Source organism: Permianibacter aggregans, from assembly GCF_009756665.1.
Classification (GTDB): Bacteria; Pseudomonadota; Gammaproteobacteria; order Enterobacterales; family Permianibacteraceae; genus Permianibacter; species Permianibacter aggregans.
On sequence record NZ_CP037953.1, the window covers coordinates 1,873,458 to 1,897,752 of the forward strand.

General features: G+C 54.1%; 20 protein-coding genes. 6 read left to right on the plus strand and 14 right to left on the minus strand.

What is annotated here, in order from left to right; genetic code table 11:
• Nucleotides 1-155: 155 nt before the first annotated feature.
• From tnpA to E2H98_RS08620, 9 genes are all read right to left on the minus strand, one after another.
• Nucleotides 156-617: an IS200/IS605 family transposase gene (gene tnpA / locus E2H98_RS08580; RefSeq protein ID WP_133590721.1), complete on the minus strand. Its 462-nt coding sequence runs from the start codon at nt 615-617 to the stop codon at nt 156-158.
• Nucleotides 618-758: 141 nt separating this feature from the next.
• Nucleotides 759-1,340 carry a DUF805 domain-containing protein gene (locus E2H98_RS08585; protein WP_133591426.1) on the minus strand — a complete coding sequence of 194 codons (582 nt, stop codon included), beginning with the start codon at nt 1,338-1,340 and terminating at the stop codon, nt 759-761.
• A gap of 47 nt (nt 1,341-1,387) precedes the next feature.
• Nucleotides 1,388-2,692: a DUF58 domain-containing protein gene (locus E2H98_RS08590; RefSeq protein WP_133591424.1), complete on the minus strand. Its 1,305-nt coding sequence runs from the start codon at nt 2,690-2,692 to the stop codon at nt 1,388-1,390.
• Nucleotides 2,689-3,696 carry an AAA family ATPase gene (locus E2H98_RS08595; RefSeq protein WP_133591422.1) on the minus strand — a complete coding sequence of 336 codons (1,008 nt, stop codon included), beginning with the start codon at nt 3,694-3,696 and terminating at the stop codon, nt 2,689-2,691. The genes E2H98_RS08590 and E2H98_RS08595 overlap by 4 nt, the downstream gene beginning before the upstream one ends.
• Nucleotides 3,689-4,981, minus strand: coding sequence for a DUF4350 domain-containing protein (locus E2H98_RS08600; protein WP_133591420.1), 1,293 nt, complete (start codon nt 4,979-4,981; stop codon nt 3,689-3,691). Before E2H98_RS08600 ends, E2H98_RS08595 begins: the two co-directional genes overlap by 8 nt.
• Entirely contained in the window at nt 4,978-6,552 is a 1,575-nt protein-coding gene (locus E2H98_RS08605; protein WP_133591418.1) for a hypothetical protein, read from the minus strand. The genes E2H98_RS08600 and E2H98_RS08605 overlap by 4 nt, the downstream gene beginning before the upstream one ends.
• Nucleotides 6,542-7,498, minus strand: coding sequence for a stage II sporulation protein M (locus E2H98_RS08610; RefSeq protein ID WP_133591416.1), 957 nt, complete (start codon nt 7,496-7,498; stop codon nt 6,542-6,544). Before E2H98_RS08610 ends, E2H98_RS08605 begins: the two co-directional genes overlap by 11 nt.
• Nucleotides 7,495-8,166, minus strand: coding sequence for an RDD family protein (locus tag E2H98_RS08615; RefSeq protein WP_232475478.1), 672 nt, complete (start codon nt 8,164-8,166; stop codon nt 7,495-7,497). Before E2H98_RS08615 ends, E2H98_RS08610 begins: the two co-directional genes overlap by 4 nt.
• 22 nt (nt 8,167-8,188) lie before the next feature.
• Nucleotides 8,189-8,683 (minus strand): RDD family protein, encoded by a 495-nt coding sequence (locus E2H98_RS08620; protein ID WP_133591411.1) that lies wholly within the window; start codon nt 8,681-8,683, stop codon nt 8,189-8,191.
• 268 nt (nt 8,684-8,951) lie between these two features.
• Here E2H98_RS08620 and E2H98_RS08625 point away from each other — a divergent pair, with 268 nt between their 5' ends.
• Both E2H98_RS08625 and E2H98_RS08630 read left to right on the plus strand, forming a co-directional pair.
• Nucleotides 8,952-12,239 (plus strand): WD40/YVTN/BNR-like repeat-containing protein, encoded by a 3,288-nt coding sequence (locus E2H98_RS08625; protein ID WP_133591409.1) that lies wholly within the window; start codon nt 8,952-8,954, stop codon nt 12,237-12,239.
• Nucleotides 12,240-12,350: 111 nt separating this feature from the next.
• Nucleotides 12,351-12,791, plus strand: a complete 441-nt coding sequence (locus E2H98_RS08630) for a GNAT family N-acetyltransferase (RefSeq protein WP_232475479.1) — start codon at nt 12,351-12,353, stop codon at nt 12,789-12,791.
• A gap of 410 nt (nt 12,792-13,201) precedes the next feature.
• Here the strand turns inward: E2H98_RS08630 and E2H98_RS08635 are convergent, their stop codons facing one another.
• Entirely contained in the window at nt 13,202-13,921 is a 720-nt protein-coding gene (locus E2H98_RS08635; RefSeq protein WP_133591407.1) for a hypothetical protein, read from the minus strand.
• A 360-nt stretch (nt 13,922-14,281) separates the two neighbouring features.
• Here E2H98_RS08635 and E2H98_RS08640 point away from each other — a divergent pair, with 360 nt between their 5' ends.
• Nucleotides 14,282-15,238, plus strand: coding sequence for a methyl-accepting chemotaxis protein (locus E2H98_RS08640; RefSeq protein ID WP_133591406.1), 957 nt, complete (start codon nt 14,282-14,284; stop codon nt 15,236-15,238).
• Nucleotides 15,239-15,379: 141 nt separating this feature from the next.
• Here E2H98_RS08640 and E2H98_RS08645 read toward each other — a convergent pair whose 3' ends face one another.
• From E2H98_RS08645 to E2H98_RS08655, 3 genes are all read right to left on the minus strand, one after another.
• Nucleotides 15,380-16,006: a hypothetical protein gene (locus tag E2H98_RS08645; RefSeq protein ID WP_133591405.1), complete on the minus strand. Its 627-nt coding sequence runs from the start codon at nt 16,004-16,006 to the stop codon at nt 15,380-15,382.
• The gene (locus E2H98_RS08650) at nt 16,003-17,145 is read right to left on the minus strand and encodes a peptidyl-prolyl cis-trans isomerase (RefSeq protein WP_157591307.1); all 1,143 of its coding nucleotides are present in this window, start codon (nt 17,143-17,145) and stop codon (nt 16,003-16,005) included. Before E2H98_RS08650 ends, E2H98_RS08645 begins: the two co-directional genes overlap by 4 nt.
• 259 nt (nt 17,146-17,404) lie before the next feature.
• The gene (locus E2H98_RS08655) at nt 17,405-18,388 is read right to left on the minus strand and encodes a phospholipase C/P1 nuclease family protein (protein WP_133591401.1); all 984 of its coding nucleotides are present in this window, start codon (nt 18,386-18,388) and stop codon (nt 17,405-17,407) included.
• Nucleotides 18,389-18,846: 458 nt separating this feature from the next.
• Here E2H98_RS08655 and E2H98_RS08660 point away from each other — a divergent pair, with 458 nt between their 5' ends.
• A complete protein-coding gene (locus tag E2H98_RS08660) occupies nt 18,847-19,557 on the plus strand; it encodes an SEL1-like repeat protein (protein ID WP_133591399.1) in 711 nt (236 codons plus the stop codon).
• A 181-nt stretch (nt 19,558-19,738) separates the two neighbouring features.
• On the opposite strand, the gene E2H98_RS08665 is transcribed toward E2H98_RS08660, so the two are convergent.
• The gene (locus E2H98_RS08665; protein WP_133591397.1) at nt 19,739-22,285 is read right to left on the minus strand and encodes a TonB-dependent receptor; all 2,547 of its coding nucleotides are present in this window, start codon (nt 22,283-22,285) and stop codon (nt 19,739-19,741) included.
• A 239-nt stretch (nt 22,286-22,524) separates the two neighbouring features.
• On the opposite strand from E2H98_RS08665, the gene E2H98_RS08670 reads away from it, so the two are divergent.
• Together E2H98_RS08670 and E2H98_RS08675 are read left to right on the plus strand one after the other, a co-directional pair.
• Nucleotides 22,525-23,130, plus strand: coding sequence for a c-type cytochrome (locus tag E2H98_RS08670; RefSeq protein ID WP_157591308.1), 606 nt, complete (start codon nt 22,525-22,527; stop codon nt 23,128-23,130).
• Nucleotides 23,127-24,290, plus strand: a complete 1,164-nt coding sequence (locus E2H98_RS08675; protein WP_133591393.1) for a cytochrome-c peroxidase — start codon at nt 23,127-23,129, stop codon at nt 24,288-24,290. Before E2H98_RS08670 ends, E2H98_RS08675 begins: the two co-directional genes overlap by 4 nt.
• Nucleotides 24,291-24,295: the final 5 nt, after the last annotated feature.

The window sequence follows — 24,295 nt, forward strand, 5'->3', positions numbered from 1 at the left end:
GGAATAATCATCTGGGTGAATGCACAACAAACTCCATAAGATTCTGTCGGACGATCGTATAAATAACAAAACCCCGCGATAGCGGGGTTTGCTGAAGTAAACGACCACGCTCATAGAACGTGGTCTTGCCTTCTGCCCCCTATAAGGGGGCACACCTAGCGACCCTTCTGAGAAGGCTCGCTGTTCCGTGCAAACTCCAACTGCTGCTGATGTTGTTCCTGCTTTTCCTGATATTTCACGTACTTCTGAATCATCTCTGCGTTCAGGCCGACCGTATCGGCGCAATATCCTTTCGCCCAGAAATGATTGCCCCAATACGGCTTCTTCCTTAAGTACGGAAATTCACTGAATATCCGTATCGCAGTGCGGCCTTTCAGGACTCCCATCAGCTCTGATACCGATGTCTTTGGCGGAATCTTCACCAGTAAGTGCACATGATCGACCTGCACATTTAATTCAACTACCTGACAGCCTAGCCTCAAACAAAAGAGCATCACACATTGATGAATCTCTTTTGCTATCGGCCCTTTCAATATCCGAAACCGATACTTCGGCGTCCAGACAATATGGTATTGACAATGCCATATGACATGCGACGCTCTTATAAACCTGCTCATGCTTGTTTCCTTCTGATGTGTTGTGGGGACAACACCCGGAAGGTACTTGCATGGGCAGGCGCTCTAACAGGCGTAGCCGGTTAGGCGATGACCACGTGCACAGCACGTGGGTTTCTTTTTGCTACTAAAGGTCGATTCGATTCAATCTTCCGAGTATTGGGATTCCACCTGCGCCGCTTGCGCGCGTTGCGTGTAATCATGATAAGCGGGAATGGCGATGGCGGCGAGAATACCGATGGCGGCAATGACTGGGCCAATCAAGCCCACCACCCATAACACGGTCGGGGTTTTGCCTGGCATAGGCCCATAACTATTGCTGGCTTTGGTTCCTGGAGCAAAAAGCACATACAAACCGAAGATTATGTTCACAAGCGGGATCAGCGCCAACAGTATCCACCATCCCGACTTGTCCAGATCATTCAAGCGGCGACGCATCAGGATAACCGACGCAACGATCATAAGGAGGTAAACAAGGATCATCACCACAAGTGCCGTTCCGGAAAAGCCCTCCATACCACTTCCAGCTGCTGCCAAGCCAATACCAAACATCAGCATGACCACAACCAAGGCCGCATAGAACATCAGGCCAATCAAGGTTGTGTAAGCAAGATAACGAATACGGCCAATACGACCTTCGACCGAAAACATTGTCGGGTCATAGGTGTCGTTACCATTGCTTGTGTTGTTCATCGGCGCATTCGGCGCAGAATAAGGATTGCTCATTTACTTCCCTCTCTAAAAAAAAACCACCACTATTGTGCAGGCCACCGTTACAGTTGCCCGCTCTCTTTGATGTCCAGATAGCGATTGACCAGGCTACTGCTCAATCGCTCTGGTGTTACATCAATCCATTGTCCGGCCGGTAAACCCAAACGCCGGATCGCTTCCTGACGTTGTTGCAGGTACAGGTTGGTACCGGCAACGCGCAATGCCTGCTCGAAGCCTTGTACCGGTTCTCGTAGCACCTCATCAAGAATTTTTTCGCGCATGCTGGCACACAGTACCAAGTGTTTGCTGGACAGCATCGCGCAAGCCTGACGTATCGCGGCGTCGTCTTCGTCGCGCAAATTGGTGATCAACACGATAAACGCGCGCTTTCGGAGTTTGCGTAACAAGACGCTGGCCGCCAAGGTGTAGTCCGGTGCTTGCTCGGTCGCCTGCAGGTCGTAAACACCGGTCAGCATTCGATCCAAACCAACTCGACCTTTCTGCGGGCTGAGCCAACGCTCGCTGCCGGCGAAACTCATCAGGCCGACGGCGTCACCTTGTTTCTGGGCAATAAAACTCAAGGTCAGCACGGCATTCAGCGCATGGTCGAAGTGGCTGCCGCCTTGATCGCGGGCCAACATTCTTCTGCCGGTGTCGAGCAGAAACACCACTTGCTGATCGCGTTCTTCCTGATACTCGCGGCTAATCAATTTTTGTTCTCGCGCCGTCGCTTTCCAATCAATGGTGCGTTGGCTATCGCCAATACGGTATTCACGCAGTTGGCGGAAGTCCGTACCCTCACCACGTCGGCGTTTGCGAATGATGCCTTCCGTTGGTGAACGACGATCAGTAGCGGTCAGCGTATGGCCGAGTAACTTTGAGAAAACCGGAAAAACCTTGACCACTTGTTCCGGACCACAGCGCTGATAGCGCCACCACAAACCGAGCGGCGAAGCGATGCGCAATTCCGGTGCGGCAAAGTGCGCGTCACCGCGTTGGTCCGGTGTCAATAGATAATCGAATTGCAAATAATGGCCGGGTTCTATCATCGCTGCGTGTGGCAAGCCTTGCATTTGCCAACCGCGCGGAAAATGATCGAAACACTCAACGTGCAAGGCCTGCGTTTCATCATTGTGTAGAATCAGGCTGACACGATTCTCAACATCGACCGGCCAAATACCCGCCACTTGCCGTTCGACACGCACTGCCGCTTTACCACGCACTAACCACGCATCGCTGAACGCCACCAGCGATGACACCAGCGCCGCCGCATAGAACGCTAGCGTCAGCGCCGGGAAAAAAGCGGCCAGCAATGCCAGCGCAATCAACGCGACCAGCAACGTGATTAAACGACGCGATGGCGTCATGCGCGCGGCGCCGCGATGTGTTCGATCAATGCTTGCAGCAAATGATCGGTATTCAGGCCATCGAGTTCGCTTTCTGGCGAAATCGCGATGCGATGACGCAGCACTGGCAAGCACGCCGACTTGATGTCATCGGGAGTAATGAAATCACGACCAGCCATCAATGCCATCGCCCGGGCCACACGCACCAAGGCAATCGTTCCGCGCGGGCCAGCACCAATGGCAATGCCTGGCCAGTCGCGTGTCGCGCGCACCAAGCGTACGGCGTAATTGGCCACTGCCTCATCAACTCGAATGCGGGCAACCAGTTGCTGTAACGCGACAACCGTTTCCGGTTTGATCAAGCTGGCAACCGGTTGCACATCCAGGCCGTCGCCAATGCGATTGCCGGTGACCAAAGCCAGCATCGCCAGCTCTTCGGCTTCGCTCGGGTAATCAATGCGCACTTTCACCAGGAAACGGTCCAGCTGCGCTTCCGGCAAAGGATAGGTGCCTTCATTTTCCAACGGGTTCTGTGTAGCCAGCACCATAAAGGGCGCACTCAGTGAATGCGTTTCACCTTCAATCGTCACCTGCCTTTCCTGCATCACTTCCAGCAATGAGGATTGGGTTTTCGCCGGTGCCCGGTTGATCTCGTCAGCCAATAGCAAATGCGTGAACACCGGACCTTTGCGCACGGTGAAGGTTTGATTGCGCATATCAAAAATGGAATGCCCCATGACATCAGCCGGCATCAGATCAGGTGTAAATTGAATGCGGGTAAATTCGCCAGCAAAGGTTTTTGCCAGCGCTTTGACCAACAAGGTTTTGCCTAACCCAGGCACGCCTTCGATCAACACATGGCCGCCAGCCAATAACGTTGCCAACACTTGATCGACAACTGCTTGTTGGCCGATCAACGCTCGGCGAATTTCTTCGCGCATACGGCGGACAATATCAACGGCTTGCTGCAATTTCTCGGCAGGAATCGTCACGGCGGTGCTCGCGACCTCAGTTTGCTCATTCATAATGCGATCTCAGCTTTTGCAGGGTTTGTAATTGCGCGGTGAATCGACGCGGCTGATTGGCCGCTGGCTCGAACAACGCCTGTTGCAGGTGGTCAAGAGAAATGGTGGTTTCGCGGTGCAGCCTTTGTAACTTCTCGCCATCGGCAAGGCGTTGCAGCTCTGGCAACCGGCGTTTCAGTTGTTGCATCGTTTCCGTGCGTGCGGCATCAAGCAAGCGCTGGCGACCAGCGGGTAAACGCCACAACCAACGGGCGCTTGCCATCACATGTTCCATTTGCGCACGCCGTTCATCGCCCGGCTCAGCCAGCAGCGGACCAAAGCGACGCAGTGACAGCCAAATAATGAGTAGCAGCGTGATCGCTGCCGCGATCAGTGCCAAATGAAACTGCTGCCAAAGCGCCTGATACCAGTTCGGCATTTCCACACGCTGGATAATCGTCAGTTGCTTGCGGTCTGGATTCAGTTGCAACAATTGCCAAAGTAGCTCGCCGTGATCCCGATCGCGTAATGTCGCGTTAGTGAACGACATCGTCGCCAGTACCACGATATAACCGCGCCCTTCACGATACACGCGGATCACATCGCCTTTGGCATCATGGAGAATTGGCGCTTGATACTCGTCCTGAAAATCCAGATGCCGCCAATGTTGCTTTGCGATTAATAATGGATATGACAACGCCGTAAACTGAATGCTGTCGCTTGCGGCGAGCGCTTCGGACCTGGGGAGAATCGGCCGGAAGGTATTTTCAGGTTCTTCGATTTCTTCTTCGTCCTGCTCTGATGCTTCGGCATCAGACTCTGCCTCATCCTGCTCTTCGCGTTCTGTTTGCCGGCGATCGCCCAGATAAACGCCAAGGTAATCGCCAATCGGGTCGGTTTCGACCAATTGATTGACCTCATCCTGATCGCGTTCTTCCTCATCCGTGCTTTCGGAATAGGCAACATACTGCGGCACCATGATCATGACGTTGCCGTCGGCGACCCAATCCAGAATGTGTTCCGCAGTATCACCGGTCATCATGCCGGTGCCTTGAGCGAATAACAACGCGCCACCAGGCAAGGTGTCGCGCATCGCGGCCGTCAGATTGTCATGGCTATGCACCACGTAATCACGCTGTTGCAACCAACGACTGGCGGCCAGAAAATCATTGCGCATGGCTTCGGTTGAGTGATGCGGTACGGCAATCGTGCGCTTTTCCAGAAAATAAAACCAACCGGCAGCAATCAGTGCCAACAACACGACCGTTAATCCAAACCACAGAAGCTGCCGTTGCCGATCGGTCATGATCCGAGCTCCGCCGACGCCGGCTCGAACTGCTGCTGCCAACGATGTAACAGTGCCACCAAGGTTTCGCTATGCAACCAGCGCTGACCATAGGCGCCATTGAGCCAATGTGTCGTGACCTCTTTGCAGAGTCGCAAACAATCGGCAGAGATCTGCTGCTGTGTTGCTGCACGCTCGGCATAGCGCACGCAGTCCTGCTCGGTGGCGCCGCGACCAATACGGACATGGTATTCATTGACCAAGCGCGATATCGTTGCGCGGTACAACAAGGCCAGCGCCGCCCGCTGTTGCCCAGCAGCCCATAAACGATTGACTTCGGCACAGATATCATCCGGCAAGGATTCCGGCCGGATATCCATACCGGAAACTTCCGTGGCAACAAAACGACGCTCAGGAATAAACCAGCGCGGCATATACTCGCGGTAGCGGTACAACAACCAAGCCAGCAAGCCTATGCCCAGCGCGATAAGCAGCACTTTCAGAAACGCCGCCAAGGCGGACAGATCCGGTGCGTCGATTTTTTCTTTGCTTTTTTTCTTTTTCTTTTCCTGGTTCTTTAGCACCCAGGTTTGCACGCAGCGATAACCTAGCAAGTCTTCATGCTGATAAACCGCATCCAATTGTTCGCGGAGTTGCTGCTGGGTTTCGTTGTGAGCTTCGCTGCGCTGGCCCTGTTGCGCGACCAGGTAGTCCGGTTTCTCGCAGGCCAACGCCGATTCATTGCCATGACTTGCTGGGCTATGGAGTAACATGCCCAATAAGAACAAAGGCAACAAACCGGCGACGATCGCTGAACTGGGTGTTGCCGACGATGGCGGCGGTGTCAGTTGCCGTAGCATCAATTCGACATCCCAGGCCTCAAGCGTCGCGCGTCGATTCAGGTACAGCGTAAAACAACAGGCAGTATACATCGGCGCAATAATGGCAACAGCGACACCATAGCAAATCAACAGCGACAGATTGTTCCAGAGGGTATTGGCGTTATTGTCGATATCCCAAAAGAACGCGAAAGGATTGATGGCATGTTCTTCGCTGAGAAAGAAACCAATGAAAGCGATGAATCCAAGTTGCAGAATCAACTCAAAATGAGCACATGCCAAACCGAACCAGTACGCCGCTTGTCCACCATCGCGTCCAATGATTCGGCGGCGATCGGCGGCAGCTTTCCCGCGTAACCCTTCCAGTAACCAAATCGGTTGATACAAACCGCGATTCGGCAAAAAGAATCGCCACCAGGTCAACAAGCGAAACCAACCACCGCGCAATAAGCTGGGCCAAGCACGCACCGCCTGACGCCAGGAAATTTTCTCGCCAAACACATTGCGTGACAGCACATAGAGCGGCGCGCGCTCCAGCAATGGTCGTAGCCACCAGACAACGAGTGGCGCAAAACCACCGTAATCGGGAAACACGAATATCGCGGCGGCAGCCAACAACAGCAGAGGCAGCCACAGCGCCAGAAATGCCAGATAGACCTGAACACCATCGACGCGCAGCAAAGCCATGCCGAGATCCAACGCTTGCGCATTTGGTCGCGGCCGCAACTCCAGCTGCAATTGATCAAGCCGCATCGTTGCGACCCCGACCGGCGAAAACAAAGTAGGCGATGACAATCAGCCAACCAATACCGCCAACTACGTACTTGGTCTGTGCCGAAATGCTGGTACTGGCCGACCAAAAGCCCTCGAAGAATGCGGCAATGACGGTAAGCATCGCGGCGCCAACCAGCACCGGAAACATGCGCTGACTGGCGGCCATCAGTGCATGCCGGCGCGTCATCCGCCCCGGACTCAGCAGTGAAAACCCGAGCCGCATACCGGCAACCGCCGCCAACAATAGACCGGCTACCTCAAAACTGGAGTGGGTAATAACAAATGACCAGAAGGTTTCGCGTGTACTGTCATCAAGCGAAAGCCAGGCGGCAATGACGCCGAAGTGCATACCGTTGCTGGCCAAACTGATCAGTGAGGGCACACCGGCAAAAATACCGGCGGCGAAGGTACGAAAATCAATGGAGACGTTATTCCAGATGTAAAAGCCAAACATCGCGACATCGCCTTCGCTACCGCCACGGCCAATCTTGATGTTGTCCGGTTGATACATTTGCTGAAACTTCATTAGCTGATGCGGCTCGGCGAAACTGTAAGCCCAATGCGGCTGAAACCAGACCAACAAGAAAACGCCAAGGCCGATACCGAAGAATGCGACGATCGCCAGCAACATCAACCGCCACTCTTCGCGCACTCGTTGCGGCATTGTTTGCAGCAGCCAGCGATGCAACACCATCGGCCGATCGACGGCAACACCATATAATTGCAGATGACCTTCGTGCACCAACTTGTGCAAATAGTCGGTCAACGCCGGCGAGTAACCGCGTTGTCGAGCCAGGGCAAAATGTTGGCAGAGTTGTCGGTACATTGCCGGGAAATTTTCTTCGGTGTTTTTCTTGTCGGCCAACGACTGTTCCAGTTGCTGCCAGAACGCCGCATGCGCGTGTTCAAATTGCTTTTGCTTCATCGGCTTAAACCTGCCGCAATACCGCGCAATTTTTCCAGCGACACGGCGCCGGTTTCACCGGTCAACGGTTCGGCAATGCTGGCCAGCTCCTGCAAGCGTTCCGGTGGCAATTGCGCTTCGCGCTCAAATAGTCCAAGCAATGTGCGTTGTTGTTCCGGCGTCAGAGGGATCGGTGAAGGCACCGGCTCTACTTCGCGCAGCGGCTTGCGCACCGGAGGTTTATCAAAATAAATCACTTGCGTGCCGGCAACGATATCGCCGATTCGGCGAAAGTGCTGATCGGCCAGCATGCAAAGCAAACCGGTGGCATACATGAACGGCAGAAAATCGGCGACCAATAATAAGTTGCGCAGCACCGATTCGCGCCAGCCAACGGGCAAACCATCGGCTCGCACGACCGCGAGTTTCATGACCCGCTTACCTGGCGTACGGCCGGAGAAATACACCTCGAACAGCACCGGGTAACCCCAGTAACTGACGAACAGAATAAGACCGATCAGGCCACTGCCAAGTTTGCTCCCGCCAAAAATCCACAGACAGATCCAGATAAATACCATCCAGATCAGCAAGTCGATCAGCCAGGCTGCCGCGCGCGGCGCTGGCCCGGCTGGCGTCAACGCCAGCCTTACGCCTTCGGGGGTGGTCAGGGATAAACGTCCATCTTGCACAGCGGTAATCCGGCTTGAGATCTTATTGGGAGACTTGCACGACTTTTGTCCCGGCGATCAGGTCATGCAGGCAGCGACGATCTTGACGAAAAATAAACAGCACGTCGAGCAGCGGTAACAGATTACCGAACAGGCTAATCAGATGAACGGGTGCGTGGCGCAAAAACAATAACCGCAGTAGCGGCGGAAGCTGATTGTTCATATCGACAATGGCAATTTTCATCGCCCGCTTACCGATGGTTTGGCCATAAGCATGAAGAAAATAACCATGAACCACGACGAAAACCGCAAAGCCAAAAACGATAAAGATGAATTCGTCCAGCCAGGGATTATTGCTGATCGAGCGGTTGTCGAAAACGCCCATCAGATAAAACATGGGCAGCACGATGATCAGTTGAATGGCGGTATCGATCAAGGCCGCGACAAAGCGCTCACCTCGACTGGCCAACTCAATCGTAACTGACTCAGGAATGGTCTCCAGTCGCGCCGCTGGTACCTGATACGGATTGATGCTCATCTTCGTCCTCTGAATCGGCAAAACTTCTATTGTTTTTCTAAGCGGTAGCCATCGTGGTTCCGCTGGCAACAACGCGGCTGAGCGTACACGAACTGGTGGTGATTGTGCAGTGTTTTGTCGCGTAGTGGCGGCGAAGCAGTCTTGTTTTCATAACACCGTCACGCTCCGGTCGCTGCAGGGCAACATGTTGAGCGCCGCTTCAGTTCGCGATCTTGCGCTATAGTTCCTGCTCACCTAATCACCAACACTGAAGAAAGCGGAGTGACTGATGCCTCGCACCACACATAAGCTGTTGACACTGTTGTTCACTGCCCTGCTGCCCTTGACGGTGGCTCAAGCGGCAGAGGAGAAAGACCCAGCCAAGGAGGCGGCGGCACTTTATCAAGGCATGGCTTGGCGCGGTATCGGCCCGGCGTTCATGTCCGGCCGAATTGCTGATATCGCCATTGACGCGCAGAACGAAAACCGCTGGTTTGTCGCCGTCGGTTCTGGCGGCGTTTGGCGCACCGAGAACAACGGCGTTACCTGGAAGCCGGTGTTCGATAACGAGAACTCCTATTCGATTGGCGCGGTAACGATTGATCCGAACAATCCGCATACGATTTGGGTTGGCACCGGCGAGAACGTGGGTGGCCGCCATGTTGGTTTCGGTGATGGAGTTTATCGCTCAGTTGATGGCGGCGAAAGCTGGAAGAATCTTGGCCTGAAGAATTCCGGGCATATCTCAAAAATCCTTGTTCACCCGAAAGACAGCAACATTGTTTGGGTAGCGGCGCAAGGTCCGCTGTGGTCGAAAGGCGGTGAACGCGGTTTGTTCAAAACCACCGACGGCGGCAAAAACTGGAAACAGGTGCTCGGTGATAAAGAATGGGTCGGCGTTACTGATATCGCCATTGACCCGCGCGATCCGGATCGGCTTTACGCGGCAACCTGGCAACGTCATCGCAACGTTGCTGCTTATATCGGTAGCGGTCCCGGTAGCGGCCTGCACCGCTCGCAAGATGGCGGCGAAACCTGGGAGAAATTGAGCAAGGGTTTGCCAGAACAGCAGATGGGCAAAATTGGTTTGGCAATGTCACCGCAACAACCGGATGTGTTGTATGCCGCGATTGAACTGGAACGTCGCACTGGCGCCGTCTATCGTTCAACGGATCGCGGCAGCTCCTGGGAAAAGCGTTCTGACACCGTCGCGGGTGCTACCGGTCCGCATTACTATCAGGAACTGTACGCCAGCCCGCATGCGTTTGATCGCATTTATTTGGCCGACGCCCGCATGCAGGTTTCCGATGATGGTGGCAAAACCTTCCGGCGCATCAATGAAAAACTGAAGCATCCGGACAATCACGCGCTGGCATTCAAGAAAAGTGATCCAAATTATTTGTTGATTGGCACGGATGGCGGCTTGTATGAAAGTTTTGATTTGGAAAAGCACTGGCGCTTCATTCCCAACCTGCCAGTAACGCAGTATTACAAAGTCGCCGTTGATGATGCCAAACCGTTTTACAACGTGTTCGGCGGCACTCAGGACAACGGCACGCATGGTGGCCCTTCGCGCACCTTGCATCCGCACGGTATCAGCAATGATGACTGGTCGATGATTCTGTTTGCTGACGGTCATCAACCGGCGACCGAACCGGGCAATCCCGATATCGTTTATGGTGAATTTCAGCGCGGCCATTTGTTCCGCATTGATCGCAAAAGTGGCGAAGTGATGCTGATTCAACCGCAAGCGAAAATTGGCGAACCGGCCGAGCGCTACAACTGGGATGCGCCGATTCTGGTCAGCTCGCATGATCCGAAACGCATTTATTTTGCTTCGCAAAGAGTCTGGCGTTCCGATAATCGTGGTGACCAATGGGTGGCAATTTCCGGTGACCTGACCAAAAACCAGGAACGACTGGCGCTGCCGATCATGGGCAGCACGCAAAGCTGGGACAGCTCCTGGGATCTGTTGGCGATGTCGACTTACAACACGATTACTTCACTGGCTGAATCACCGAAGCAGGAGGGCCTGCTCTACGCCGGTACCGATGATGGCCGCATTCAGGTCACCGAAGATGGCGGCAAAAATTGGCGCAAGATTGACGTCAGCGCTCTGCCGGGTGTGCCGGATACCGCTTTCGTCAACGACATCAAAGCCGATTTGTTTGATGCCGATACCGTTTATGTCGCGCTCGACAATCACAAGTTCGGCGATTTCAAACCGTATTTGCTGAAAAGCTCGAACCGCGGCAAGAGCTGGACATCAATCAGCAATAACTTACCGGACCGGCATCTGGTCTGGCGTATTGTGCAGGATCATGTGAAACAGGAATTACTGTTTGCGGCAACGGAATTTGGTGTGTTTTTCAGCGTCAATGCCGGCAAGCAATGGACCGAACTGAATGGTGGTGCACCGACGATTGCGTTCCGCGATCTGGCCATTCAGCGCCGCGAAAATGATTTGGTCGCGGCTTCATTTGGCCGCGGATTTTTCGTGCTCGACGATTACCGGGCATTGCGCGAAATCAATGAAAACCTGTTGAAGTCGGAAGCGCATTTGTTCACACCAAGGGAAGCACTGTGGTACATCCCGAAAGCCAAATACGACTTTGATGACAAGCCGGGCTTTCAGGGCTCGAGTTTTTACACGGCACCGAATCCGCCGGATGGTGCGTTGTTCCGCTACTACCTGAAAGAAGAGTTCAAAACCGCGAAAGCGGCGCGTCAGGAACAGGAAAAAACCGCACGTGAGAAAAAGCAGGCGATCGGTTTTCCTGGTTGGCCGGCAGTTGAACAGGAAGCACTCGAAACTGAGCCGCAACTGGTGCTGACCATTCGCCATCCGGAAGGTGAAGTGGTGCGCCGTGTTCAGGCAAAAAACAAAAAAGGTTTGCAAACCATCAACTGGGATATGCGCTACGCGCCAATGGATGTACTGGGTCTGCAAAAGAAAGCGGCAATGGACGACAGCCCGACACCGGGCATGCTCGCTGCGCCCGGTAGCTATCAGGCCAGTTTGAGCATTGAACAGAACGGCAAGGTGCGACAGCTTGGTGCACCAGTGACGTTCCGGATAACGCCGCTTAATAACAACGCCCTTCCGGGCGCGCAGCCGGAAGACGTCGTTAAGTTCTATCAGCGTGTGCGTATGGCGCAGCGAACCATCAGCGCCAATATGACCGCGCTGAGCAGTCAGCAAGAACGTTTCGATGGCATTCGCGAAGCCTTGCAACACAGTCAGCGCGAACCGGGAGCACTCGATCAGGAATGGGCGCAGATCAGCCGTCAGTTTGATGAGCTGGTCAGCCAGTGGAGTGGCAGCGAAGTGCGCAATCAGATCGGCGAGCAAGGCATCGTCACCGTCAGCGATCAATTAGGCACGTTGATGATGGCAACGATGTTCAGCACTTATGGCCCGACACCGATGCATATCGGCGTCATGAATGATGTCGAGCAGCGTCTGGCCGTATTGCAGCCGCAAACCAAAACGATGCTGGAACAAACGCTGCCGGCATTCGAGAAGAAATTGCTGGAAGCGAAAGCACCATGGGTAAAAGGTCAGGAATTGCCCTGACCGGATCAACAGTAAAAAGAGGAGGGGCAACCCTCCTTTTTTTCACGCACGCCGAAATCGTTTGAAAGATTATCGCAAACGTTTTGTCTGCAGATTGAGGAGTGACATGGCATGAAGATCACCTTCCGGCCAGCCGAGCAACAGGACTTGCCAGCACTGGTTGGCATGCTCGCCGATGACAAATTGGGCGCAACCAGAGAAGACTTGGCAACGCCATTGAATGCTGCCTATTTATCGGCGTTCCATGCCATCAACGCTGATCCAAATAATGAATTAATCGTTGCCGATTTGGCCGGACAACCAGTTGGCATGCTGCAGTTGACCTTTATCCCCTACCTGACCCACACCGGTTCCTGGCGCTGCCTGATCGAGGGCGTCAGAATTCATCAAGCGTATCGCAGCAAGGGGCTCGGTCAGCAGCTGCTGCGCTGGGCCATTGAGCGTGCCAGGCAAAGGCATTGCCGTCTCGTACAACTGACCACCGACAAGCAGCGACCGGACGCCATGCATTTTTATCAAGGCTTGGGCTTTTCGCCTCTCACGCAGGCATGAAGCTGGCGCTAGGGGCTGTTGACCTTTGCCAAATCGCTGCGTTGCCGCCCAGAAAGGCGCCAGGCAAGGCGCGAGGAGAGAAGTTTAGTGAGCTAAATGAATGACGAGCAACGCGGCATGGCGTCTTTCTGGGCGCAACCCGAAGGGACGGGCCGCCCGTAGCGCATTGCCGCGTTATTCGTCACTCATGTACGTTCAGTACACTACGCTCCTCATTCCTGCGCCCCACAGGGACGTGGGAAGTGTCGCAAGCGCGTCAGGAACGCGCGCGACCACTGCGCTACGGGCGACTCCGTCGCAGCGATTTGGCAAAGATAAACAGCCCCTAATCTGGCTGATTGCCGGCTCGCTATCGCCACGCTGAAAAAAAATGGGAGGCCGAAGCCTCCCATTTCTGTTTCGCGATCCGTTCAGAATTTGCGGCGCTTGCCCGCCAACAGAAGCGCGCCAAAACCAAACAGAGCCAGAGCACCTGGGTTGGGCAGTTCGACAATCAAATCCTGACGATTGTTTTTGTCATTCGGATTATCGACCAGCACGGCCAGGTTCGAGGCGCGCGGGCCTTCGCCGTTCAGGCTGTTCAGCCAGGTGTTGGCCAGTTGGAAGGCGTTGCTGCCGGCATTGTTGACGCTAAACGCGCCTTGCGCCAGGTTGATGCCATTGGACTGGTCATGGGCCAATTCCCACAGCGCCAGCTGGAATGCGGCGGCAGTCAGGTTATTGGTCACGGACGAACGGTAACGACCCCAAAGCTCGGAAATGGCGGCATTGTTGTAGCCGGCCGAAGACAGGGTGTGCACCGTGTAAGGATTCGAAAACGATTCCAGGTTGACATGCGGCTCCAGGCAGAAGCTGTAGAACTGGAACCATTCGCCGGTCGAGTTATTCAGCGTGTAGGAATAATCGAGGACATACATGCCGGCATTGGCCGTGCGGTTGCTGCCGTTAACGTGAAAGCTGACCGAGGTATACAGGCCGTTGTTGTCGCCAAGGATTGGCGTGGGCGTGAAAACCGTGCCTTCCCGGTTTTGCACTTGCACGACATCGCCGTAACTCAGCATCGAGGCTTGCGCATCTGTGGCGACCGCCGCCAACAATGCCGTGCCCATAAACAGCGTGGACAATTTCATTTTTACTTCCCTTTTATAAGCTCTGCGAGGAGGTGTCTCGGGTGCCTCGCGACAACGAACCGTTGGCATTAACGGCGACCGATGCGGCACAGCAAGTGTCGGGCCAGGTAGTGTCGGGTAAAAAATGTTCAATTTATTCAATGAGTTACTTCGTAGTCACCAAGATGTCGGCGGGCAGTGAATGTAAATTTTTTTGACTGGTTGTAAAAATTCTGGACAGCACCGTGCCGGGCGCCAATACGACTGCACCAAAAGGGCAACTATACTTTCGCGGATTGGCAAGGAGGATGCCCATCATGGCTGGATTTCGCGACCGGTCTTTTCGCCAAATTGTTGCTACCCATCGTTATCCTGGCGGTGATGTTGATTGTCCTGGCCTGTGGGGTAGGCATGCGCAGCAGCGGCCGGCTCGGAGAGCTGGCCAACGACGTTTCCGGCCAGCTGTTACCAAGCGTTAATCCGGTGCTGGAAGCTGACCGCGACTTGTATCAGGCGCTGACCGCCGAGCTGGGAATGGTTACCAGCAGCGGTGAACGGGCCGCATTGGAAAAAGCACATCTGGAAAACCTCCAGCAAGCGGCTGAACGCATCGAAAAGGCGGCCGACCTGCACCCGGACCATCGCGAAATTCAAGCCGAACACAAAAACTTCACACGCGCCTTTCAACAATGGAAAGCCACATCGTTGGCCATCATCAATGGGCAGCGTGACGCGGAAACCTTGTCGCGCGCCAACAGCGAGTTCGAAACCGCCCGCGACAGTATCGACAGAATGACCGGCTTGACCATGGGTGTCGCCGTCGAAGCCGATAAACAAGTCAACGACACACGTGCTACCAGCCAGGCAACACAGTTGACGCTGATGATCATCGGTCTGGCCGTTTGCTTGGTGCTCGCTGTGTTTTTCCCGCGCATGATTCTTGGCCCGTTGAACACACTGCCCAATCGCTTGCAGCAAATCTCGCATGGCAATGGCGATTTGACCCAGCGTGTCGAGGTGCACAGCCGCGATGAACTCGGCAAGCTCGCCGAAGCCTTCGACGAATTTGTCGCCAAGCTTCTGCAAACTATCAGCCGTATCGTCAAGCACTCCAATGATTTAAGCGCGGCGGCCGGATCACTTTCCGGCATCACCTCGCGTACCGATACCTTGATTCATGATCAACACCAAGCGACCGAATTGGTCGCGACAGCCGTCAATGAGATGGCCGCAACGCTGAATCCATTCGCAGCATCGCCGAACAAAGTGCCGACGACGCCAAGGCCAGCGCCAATACCGGCCAATCCTTGCAGCAACTGGCGCAGGCCATGCACGTAGAAGTGTCACATTTCCGGGTTTAAACGCGACACCTCAACAGCAATTGTAGATTCGAATTTATTCGAACATTCTTCGGTGACTTTTTCGCGCGCAATACTTTCCAAAACCAAAGAGTTTGTGCGAATAAATTCGCACCATACCTTATGGCGATCCTTCTTCAGATGTTGACGAAAGCAACGGCTCGCGCGTGGCTGCGCGCAACAACTCAGGATGCTCAGCTTCCAGCCGGCCGCGCATCAACTCCAGTTGCTCCAACGCTTCCAGCGCTTCACGATACTGTGCTGGTGTGATGCGCGGATCATTGGCGCCTTGATTGACTTTCTCCCACAGCAACGGCAACTGATCCAGAATCGCGGCATAGCTGGCGATCACCGCTTTCGTTTGCCGTTGCTCGTACGCAGCGTAGGATTCGGCATCGGCCAGCTGTTCGGCGCTGGCGCGTTGCTCCACCGCTTCCCGCTGCATCAATTGCGGTTGCCGGGCATCACCATGTTCGGTCGAATGCTGCATCATAGCCAGCGCTTGTTCTGGTGTGTACGACGGTTCTTGCTCGTCTACTTTTTCCGGTTCGATAGCAGGCTGGATCTTTCTTGAGAACGCCTCTGATTCGGCTGTCGCCGTTGGCGCAATTGGTGTCGCGTATGCATCAATGATCGGTTCGGCTTGCGTACCAGTTTGATACAGAGGCAATGGCTCAGGTATACCGAGCATATGTAAACCTGCACCGGCCAATGCCACCGCCAATAATAACCAGCCAAATGCTTTCATCTGCCCTCTCCTGCACGCAGCTCACTGATGCGCGCTTCCGTGCGTAGTCGCATGCGTAATGCCTCAAATTCCTGTTGCGCTTGCTGCAATGCAATCGCGCGGGCACAACTGTGTTGCACGCTGGCATCGCTAAGTGGCAATACACGGTCTTCACGCGTCTTGATATCGAACATCACCCAGGCTTGTTCAGCACGAAAAGGACGCGATATACCCGGCTTTTGTATCAGCGCCAGTTTCTGCAACAAGGATTTTTGTCCTGCGTCGTTACTGACCTCCAGCGTATACCTTTGCAGCTTTTGCTGCTGAACAAGCTGGTCCAGTCCAACGCCATTTTGCACTTGTTGGAATAGCGCATCAGCCTGTTGCTGCGAACTCAACATAAAATAACCACCGCTTACCTGCTCGACTTGCCGAAACTGGTCGCGATTCTGTTGGTAGAACTGTTCTATCTGCGCCTTCGACACCTGGCGCCAGCGTTGCTCGGCAACTTCACTTTCATGATGTGGATCACCAGTCAAGCCTTGTTCCAGTAGCCAGCGCTGCTTCAATTGGTGGTCGCGCATCAATCGCTGAAGACCTTGCAAGACTTCGGCACTCAACATGCCACGCTGTTGCCACTGTTGTTGTTGCCAACGCCGCTCTGCGAGTTGCTGCGCGCGTTCGAGCAAATAACGGTGATTACCGGCTTGCAGCTCAGCCAACCCCTGAATGGTTTCGTGCATGTATACATCCAACAAGCTGACTTGCACGGCTGTTGATTCTGGCTCATCAATCGACACCAGCACTCGCTTCGCCACCGCTTGTTGCTGCGCTGCGGTCAACGTGAAGGCTTTATCGAGGTCAGTTTTCAGCAGTTGTCGCAGTTCAGCGGCGCTGATTGGCTGCACGGTTGTTACCGGCTTCTCGATAGTCGGCAACTGCCCAAGCAGCACTTCATGCACCGCATTCTCGACTTCCATATCGAGATGCGCGAGCGCATGCGCCGTCAGCCGCGACTCGGCCCAATGGGCAATCAAACGATTGTCGATCACACTATCGCGCAGCGTTTTCTCATCGACCGCGCCGAGCGCTGAACTGTGCTGCAACAACTGCAGGCTTTGCGCCGGAATCACCGCTTCATTGATACGTAAGCCAGGCATCGCTGCCTCCGCCATCCATGGCAGGGCAACGAAAATTAGTGCGAGAGGAAGTCGTCTCAAAAACGATTCGGGCGATGGCAAGCTGCGTGAATAGGAGCGGAAAAATTCATCAGGAATGAATTTTCGTGCAAACCCCAAAGGGGTGAGGCGCAAGGATGCGCCGAACATCAACCGCAGTTTACAAATAGTAAATGAGGATTCCGAGCACCGCATTCGCGCGGTTGGCCGAGCACCGAGCGTTTTGGAGATGGCTTCCGGCTTACTGACCGCCTTGGCCATAGACATGATTCACACCCTTGGTTAGAACGGCAACAGTGGTCGCGATCGCGTGCGGAATCATTTCCTTGGCAACGCGTTTGCGAGTCGCGTAATCCGTTGCATACAGCGGCTCCGGAAATTGATAGGCGCGCTCTGCAACTTGCGTGATCAAGCTACGAATATCGTGCTGACTGTTATATTGACCGACGATATTGGCAACCGCATTCATGTCACCAAAATTCTCCGCATCGTAATAGTCACGGACCCAGGTTTCCCAGCCGCCGTGATTGTTCGCAGAGGTCACGTAAACATGATGCGGCTGCGCTGCATCGCCGGTCGCGTGCAGACTGAAACCGATCGTCTGCAATGACGGCGATTGCTTGAATTGATCGAACCAGTACTTGGCCAGGTTATCGATAGGCTGAAACGCCATTTCCTGATAATCGGCGTAGTGCTTGTCGCGATTCGAATAGCTGCCCTGGCGGTAGTGCGCTTCGGTGGTGTTGTAATCTTCCTGCTTCAGATCACGGTTATACAAATAGACCATTGCGTACCAATCGACATCTGACCAAGAACCATCGACGGTGTGATAGCGATAATCGTAACCACCGTGATCGTTGCCGTGCACATCGCTTCCGCGGGTCAGATTCAGGAAGTGCCAATATGAGGTGTAATTGACCAGCGAGGAGGCGAGATTGCCGACAGGCGCATACTCGTAACCAACCCACCAGCCGCCAAGACGAGTATCTCGAAAATCGTCTACATCGTAAGCGGCTTGGCCGAGAATCTCAGCGGCATTGGCCTGTGAGCCGGCAGCTTGAGTATAAAATTGCGCGGCGCGCTTCATATCGGCCGTTGCACTGCTGGAGTTCATGAATTTCAGTGCATCGGCGACGATGCGTTTATGGGTTTCCTGTGACCAGGCATGAGCTTCAGCACCGAGCAGCAAAAATGCCGGCGCGAACACCATCAAAGCGTTTTTCATCGCTGTATCCTTTTATTGCAATCAGTTTGAAAGGCGCACCGACGTGATGACATCGAACTATCTGGCGGTGCTTTTATGGGCTATGCCCTTGCTGCGGTTTGATGCGAAAGAAGCGGCTGAACACAACGGAAGATAGCCGCAGATCAGCGCTTCTGTACTGCCAAAGTGCCACGAGTTTGTTGCAGTTCTATGTAAACCTCTGCTTAGCTAACTTGTATCGATTTGTACACTACTAGCAGGCACTTGACTGGCCGTAACCGAAACACGGGCAGTTGTCGTACTGTTTGCTCTACGCTGACGTCAAACTCGTCGCGTGATGACCCAAAAAGGCCCTTTCTCCCGTCATATATCGGAAGCATTAACAATTTGATGCAACTTTTATAGTTCAGAAAAGTCTTTTCCTCTACGATTAGCAGACTTTATTTCGCCTTCACCGTACCTAGAAAAAGGAGTTCGCCATGACACCACTCTACCGATCTGTTTCTCGCCTCTTCTTTGTTGGCTTGCTGTCGGCATCGGTTTCGGTATTCGCCGAATCCGAACATATGGGTACCTGGGGTTACGAAGTCGATCGTGTACATAAGCAGGCAGAACAACTTTTTGAGTCCGGTGACTACCGAACCTCTTACGCCACCTATCAGCGACTGGCGCGTGTTGGTGACCGCTACGCCATGTATCGGATGGCGCATGCACATGAGGCTGGCCTTGGCGTAGACAAGAGTAATGTCAATGCTTGGGTCTGGGCTAAACTGGCGGCTGACACCAAGGTTCCGGTTTTCGAGCAGAACCAGGCCCGCATTTGGCAGAAACTTTCAGAGTCGGAACGGGCAGAGGCCAAAGAGCTTTATAAAGAGCTCAGCCACGACTATTCAGAGATGGCCATTGCTTACAAGGCAAAGAAATACACCGACAAGCAACTGAAGAACATAACCGGCTCACGGGTCGGCTATGTAAACCCAATGTTGAAAATTCTGCGTGATGGCAGCACCGTTCGTGGTGATGAGTATTACGGAGAGTTCAAGGAAACCTCATCGGAACTCAAGGAATACATTGGTAAGATGGGTACCGTGGAGGTTCGAGATGAATCAAATAGCGTGACGCCGGAAGCGAAGGAAAATCAATCGGAGGCCAAAGAGCCAAAAGAAGAATCTACTTCTGAGGGAAAATGAAGTACGACGAAACTTGAACACCCGGCCGCATTTACGTTCATCTTGATATCAAAGTCGTTGGTTGGATTTTCTGAGCACCGCATGGAGTGCGAGTTCTCAAGTGGAGTATGCCCAGCTCCGCAAGTCGGGATCCAAATAATGGCCGCATATTGATTGTTTACCAACACGCGGCCATTATTTGTCAGAAATACGCAGCAAAGCTGACGCTGACCATCCGCGGCTTACCGCGCCGTGTCAGCGGTGAGCCAATGGCATCACCGAGGCCGCCCAAGCTGATCAAGTATTCCTCATCAAGCAAGTTTTGCGCAGCAATGGCAAACTCCCAGCCACCGTGACCGGGCACGTAACTGACGCGTGTGTTCATCAGGTCATAACCACCAACGGTCGCGTCGAAAATGCCGTTGCGGCTGATGTATGACGAGACGTGGGTATTGTTCAGATACCAGAGCAAATCACCATTCCATAACGGCGTGCTGTATTCGAATCCGAGGTTCCATTTATCCGGTTGGTCGGAAAACTCCTTGCCGGTCAAATCATTGGCGGCGGTTTGTCCCGGAAACTGATTGACGTCATAACGAGTGTATTCGCTATCCAGTTTCGAATAGTTACCATGCAAACGGAACTGGTCAGCGACGCGCCAACTGAACTCGGTTTCGAAGCCATCACCCTCGGCATCAGCATTGCCGATGTTGTAGGTGGGAATGGCGCCTGATGGGCCACTCAGCACCAGCACTTGCAGATCGTCGTAGGTGTATTGATAGGCAGAGAAATTCCATTGAAAACGATCATCAAACCAGCTCGACTTCAAGCCGAACTCGTAGTTCCAGATATCCTCTGGATCGACCGATTCCAGACGGTTATTGGCAATGTCAGCGCCGAGACTATTGAAGCCACCAGACTTGAAACCGTTGGCGGCAGTGATGAAGGTCATGACATTCGGTGACCATTCGTAATCAACAACGAAACGCGGGGTGACCGCATCCCATTCTTCGCTATTTTTGATGCCCGGGATCTGCTCGACAAAAATCAAACCGAACGGTATCGGTTGCGCTACCAGAGGCACCAATGGCGTATCGAAAATCAGCACTTGCGCGTAATTGCCGCCACCGAAATCCATACAGCCCGGTGCCGGCCCGCCGCAGTTCAAGATCGTGCCCGGGCTCAATACGCCGCCACTTAAATCCAGCGTATTGGTGTACTCGGAATCAACCTGGAAGGTTTTCTCATCGACGGTATAGCGCACACCCAAGGTGATATCGAGTTTCTCTGTTGCGGACCAGGTGGCATCGGCGTAAACCGCATAACTTTCGAAATCACCACGGTCATGCATTTGCTCCAGCCAGGGTTTGCCAAGATTGATATTGGCATAAGCGGTTGCCGCCGCTAGGCCGGTCGGCATACCGAGCATCATTGCAACATCATCCCAGCCATTCGGCAGACCGCCGGCCATCAGTAACGGGTTCAGTTGCTGATAGAAAAATCCGCCAATGCCAAATCCGGCCGGCACTGAAGGAATCATCGTCGGTGGCACGCCGCCATCGCTCAAGAAAAACGTATCGAGCACATCGGTGCTGGCATGAACATTGTGCGTTTGCCTGGCTCTTTCTTTCGCGTACATCGCGCCGAGCGACCATTTGAACGAGTCGTTGCTTCCTGTCAGCCGAAACTCCTGACTCAGCGCTTCGAAATCTTCCACGTTATTGGTCGCCAAGAAAAAGCGCGGGTCAGCGCTGCCGTCTTCTTCTTCAAAGTTATTGCTATCGAACGTGCGATAAGCCGTGATCGACGTGAATTGCTGATTATCCATCCGGTGTTCCAAGGTCAGGCTGGCGCCCCAGAGGTCGCGACTTTCATTGGAGTCCATATCGGTAGCGTAAGCACCGAATGGGTCGGCCGGCGCGATAGCCGGGTTGGTGCTGGCGCCCTGCACGGCATCCTGATCGGTGCTTTCGTATTCGCCACGGAATATCAGATCGGTGTCGTCACTGGCATTCCACAGCAATTGAAAGCGCGCGCCTTCGCTGTTTTCCAAACCGAGTTTGGTATCGCTGCCGACTTGATCTATGTAGCCGTCCATTTTGTGATCGACAAACGAAAAGCGCGCATGCAAATCATCGTTATTGGATAGGTTGACCGCACCTTCCAGCGTCTGGCGCAAATACTCGCCTAGCGTTACCCGCAGCTCACCGCCATTTTCGTTGCGCGGTAGCCGGCTGATGATATGAATGGCGCCCGCACCGGCGTTGCGACCAAACAGCGTACCCTGTGGCCCTTTCAGAATTTCCACGCGCTGAATGTCGTTGAAATTCATTTGTGCGGCGCCGCTGCGACCGACATAGACGCCATCGATATAAACCGCGACAGCCGGATCAGAACCGATACCAAAATCGCTGGTGCCGATACCACGAATCTCGAATCGCGGCTGGGTCACCGACAGGTTGTCAGCATCCATACCGGGCGTAATCGCACCCAGATCCTTGATGTTCAGCGCCCCGAGGTTTCGCACCGTGCGCTCACTGTAGGCATTCATCGTGATCGGCACGTCCTGAATCCGTTCGGTGCGCTTTTGCGCGGTAACGGTAATCACTTCGGCGCCTTTGCGGTCCTGGTTTTCTTCGGTGGTGGAATCCTGGTCAGGCTGCTCTGCCGCCGTAGCGACTGGTGACAATAATGCGGCAACGCAGAGACTCAGCAATGAAAGGGGAAATTCGCAACGGCGCTTGATCATGGGCGGGTCCTTCGTCTTGTTGATTAATTTGGACTGACGTTTTCCGCGTTTTAACCAATGAGTTGATATTTGCAAAGTACTTTGTCAGACGACAGACCAGTTTGCTGCGGCGCAAGCTGGGTAATCAGGCTATTTTTCGGGCCAGCATGGGTTGCGGCGCAGCAAAACAAATCCTTGAGCCGCCCGCCAAAATGGGGGATAAATAGTCGAAATTATCTAGGACTATAGAGCGATATAAATTGAAGTCGCGACTTTTTGTGCTACTGCCTCTGCTTTTCTGCGGCCATGGTAACAGTGCAGATGTGCAGCTCTGCACCAGCTGCCACGGCAACGCCCTGCAAGGTGACGAGCAACAAACCGCGCCGCTACTGGCCGGTCGCGAAGCCTGGTTTCTGGCTGAGCAAATGCGCGCGTTTAAGAAAGGCTGGCGTGGAACCGGTGCCGATCAGAGTGGCGCAGCGATGCGCGCCATCGCGATGACGCTCGATGAAAAAACCATCAACGCGCTTTCAGCTGAAGTTGCGGCGATGCCGGCGCCTGCACCTAAAGCCAACCCAAACAACGCCGAGATCACGGCCTTGGCAGCGCCGCGCTACAACGCCGTTTGCAGCGCCTGTCATGGCAGCAAGGCGCAAGGCAATAAACGCCTGAAAGCACCAGCGCTCGGTGCCTTGTCGGAAAGCTACCTGCTGGCTCAGATTAACAAGTTTCGGCAAGGGATTCGCGGCGCCCATCCCGACGACAAAGCCGGTGCCCAAATGCGGCGCAGCGCCGCCAATATTGCTGACGACAAAGAAGCGCAAGCGCTCGCCCAGTACATTCGGCAACTGAGCCAAACGCCATGAAAGCGATAACCTTTGCAGCGCTGTTTGCACTGCTCGCAACAAACACCTTCGCCGCAGCGGAAGCTGACTTTGTGCTGGCAAGCGATTGTCCGCCGGGTTTCCAGAATGTTGCTCAGCGCTGCCAATGGCGTAGTCCGTATCTCCTTTACGAATCATTGCAGAATAGCGGTGTCGGTGGCTTGAAAACGGCGATGCCGAAGGTGCGCGACGGCTTTTCGCCGCAGCAAATTGATCTGGGTCGTTATCTGTTTTTTGACCCGATTCTGTCCGGCAACCAGACCCAAGCCTGCGCTTCCTGCCATCAACCTCATTTGGGGTTTTCCGACGGTCAGGCGCGCAGCACCGGCGCCAACGGCACGCGCTTAAATCGTTCAACGCCGTCGCTGTGGAATGTCGCCTTCATGCAGCGCTTTTTCTGGGATGGCCGCGCTCACGATCTGGAAATCCAGATGCAAGGGCCGCTGTATGACCCAAAAGAAATGGCGGCAACGCCAGCGCAGTTACTGCAGCGCCTGAATGATTCAGAAAACTATCGGCGCCTGTTCCGAGAAGCTTTTCCACAAATGGAAAACCGCATCGAGCTGGATCAGCTTTACCAGGCACTAGCTGCGTTCGAAAGCTCACTGGTTTCACTGAACAGTCGCTATGACTGGTACGCGCATGGTTATGCTCAGGCACTGAGCGCCAACGAGATTGAAGGCATGAATGTATTCCGCTCGTTTGTTGCCCGCTGCGCCGAATGTCATACACCGCCGCTGTTTTCCAATCAACAAATCGCCGTGATCGGCGTGCCAACGCCCAGCGACTTACCGTTTGATATCGGTGCGGAAGCAATCAGCAAAGAGAAAACCCAGCGCGGCGGATTCAAAGTGCCCAGTCTGCGCAATATCAGCAAAACCGCGCCGTATATGCATGCCGGGCAGTTCAATAATCTGCGCGACACCGTTCAGTTCTACACCAAAGGCCGCGGCCATGCCGTACCCGCCGATCAGCAACTAACGCTGCACTGGCATATCTGGGAACCAAACTTAAGTGAACAGGAAATCGATCGCTTGGTCGACTTTCTGCAAACGCTGACTGATGAATCCTTTATGCCCCGCGTGCCGGAACAATTACCGTCCGGTCTCGCGCCCATCTATCAAATGCCGTCACAACAATAACGCCC

Excerpts from the sequence above, each read along its gene's own strand:
- E2H98_RS08600 (WP_133591420.1), bottom strand. The coding sequence starts at position 4,981 with ATGACCGATCGGCAACGGCAGCTTCTGTGGTTTGGATTAACGGTCGTG.
- E2H98_RS08605 (WP_133591418.1), bottom strand. The coding sequence starts at position 6,552 with ATGCGGCTTGATCAATTGCAGCTGGAGTTGCGGCCGCGACCAAATGCG.
- E2H98_RS08610 (WP_133591416.1), bottom strand. The coding sequence starts at position 7,498 with ATGAAGCAAAAGCAATTTGAACACGCGCATGCGGCGTTCTGGCAGCAA.
- E2H98_RS08620 (WP_133591411.1), bottom strand. The coding sequence starts at position 8,683 with ATGAGCATCAATCCGTATCAGGTACCAGCGGCGCGACTGGAGACCATT.
- E2H98_RS08625 (WP_133591409.1), top strand. The coding sequence starts at position 8,952 with ATGCCTCGCACCACACATAAGCTGTTGACACTGTTGTTCACTGCCCTG.
- E2H98_RS08585 (WP_133591426.1), bottom strand. The coding sequence starts at position 1,340 with ATGAGCAATCCTTATTCTGCGCCGAATGCGCCGATGAACAACACAAGC.
- E2H98_RS08595 (WP_133591422.1), bottom strand. The coding sequence starts at position 3,696 with ATGAATGAGCAAACTGAGGTCGCGAGCACCGCCGTGACGATTCCTGCC.
- E2H98_RS08590 (WP_133591424.1), bottom strand. The coding sequence starts at position 2,692 with ATGACGCCATCGCGTCGTTTAATCACGTTGCTGGTCGCGTTGATTGCG.
- E2H98_RS08660 (WP_133591399.1), top strand. The coding sequence starts at position 18,847 with ATGACACCACTCTACCGATCTGTTTCTCGCCTCTTCTTTGTTGGCTTG.
- E2H98_RS08665 (WP_133591397.1), bottom strand. The coding sequence starts at position 22,285 with ATGATCAAGCGCCGTTGCGAATTTCCCCTTTCATTGCTGAGTCTCTGC.
- tnpA (WP_133590721.1), bottom strand. The coding sequence starts at position 617 with ATGAGCAGGTTTATAAGAGCGTCGCATGTCATATGGCATTGTCAATAC.
- E2H98_RS08630 (WP_232475479.1), top strand. The coding sequence starts at position 12,351 with ATGAAGATCACCTTCCGGCCAGCCGAGCAACAGGACTTGCCAGCACTG.
- E2H98_RS08635 (WP_133591407.1), bottom strand. The coding sequence starts at position 13,921 with ATGAAATTGTCCACGCTGTTTATGGGCACGGCATTGTTGGCGGCGGTC.
- E2H98_RS08655 (WP_133591401.1), bottom strand. The coding sequence starts at position 18,388 with ATGAAAAACGCTTTGATGGTGTTCGCGCCGGCATTTTTGCTGCTCGGT.
- E2H98_RS08645 (WP_133591405.1), bottom strand. The coding sequence starts at position 16,006 with ATGAAAGCATTTGGCTGGTTATTATTGGCGGTGGCATTGGCCGGTGCA.
- E2H98_RS08650 (WP_157591307.1), bottom strand. The coding sequence starts at position 17,145 with ATGCCTGGCTTACGTATCAATGAAGCGGTGATTCCGGCGCAAAGCCTG.
- E2H98_RS08675 (WP_133591393.1), top strand. The coding sequence starts at position 23,127 with ATGAAAGCGATAACCTTTGCAGCGCTGTTTGCACTGCTCGCAACAAAC.
- E2H98_RS08640 (WP_133591406.1), top strand. The coding sequence starts at position 14,282 with ATGTTGATTGTCCTGGCCTGTGGGGTAGGCATGCGCAGCAGCGGCCGG.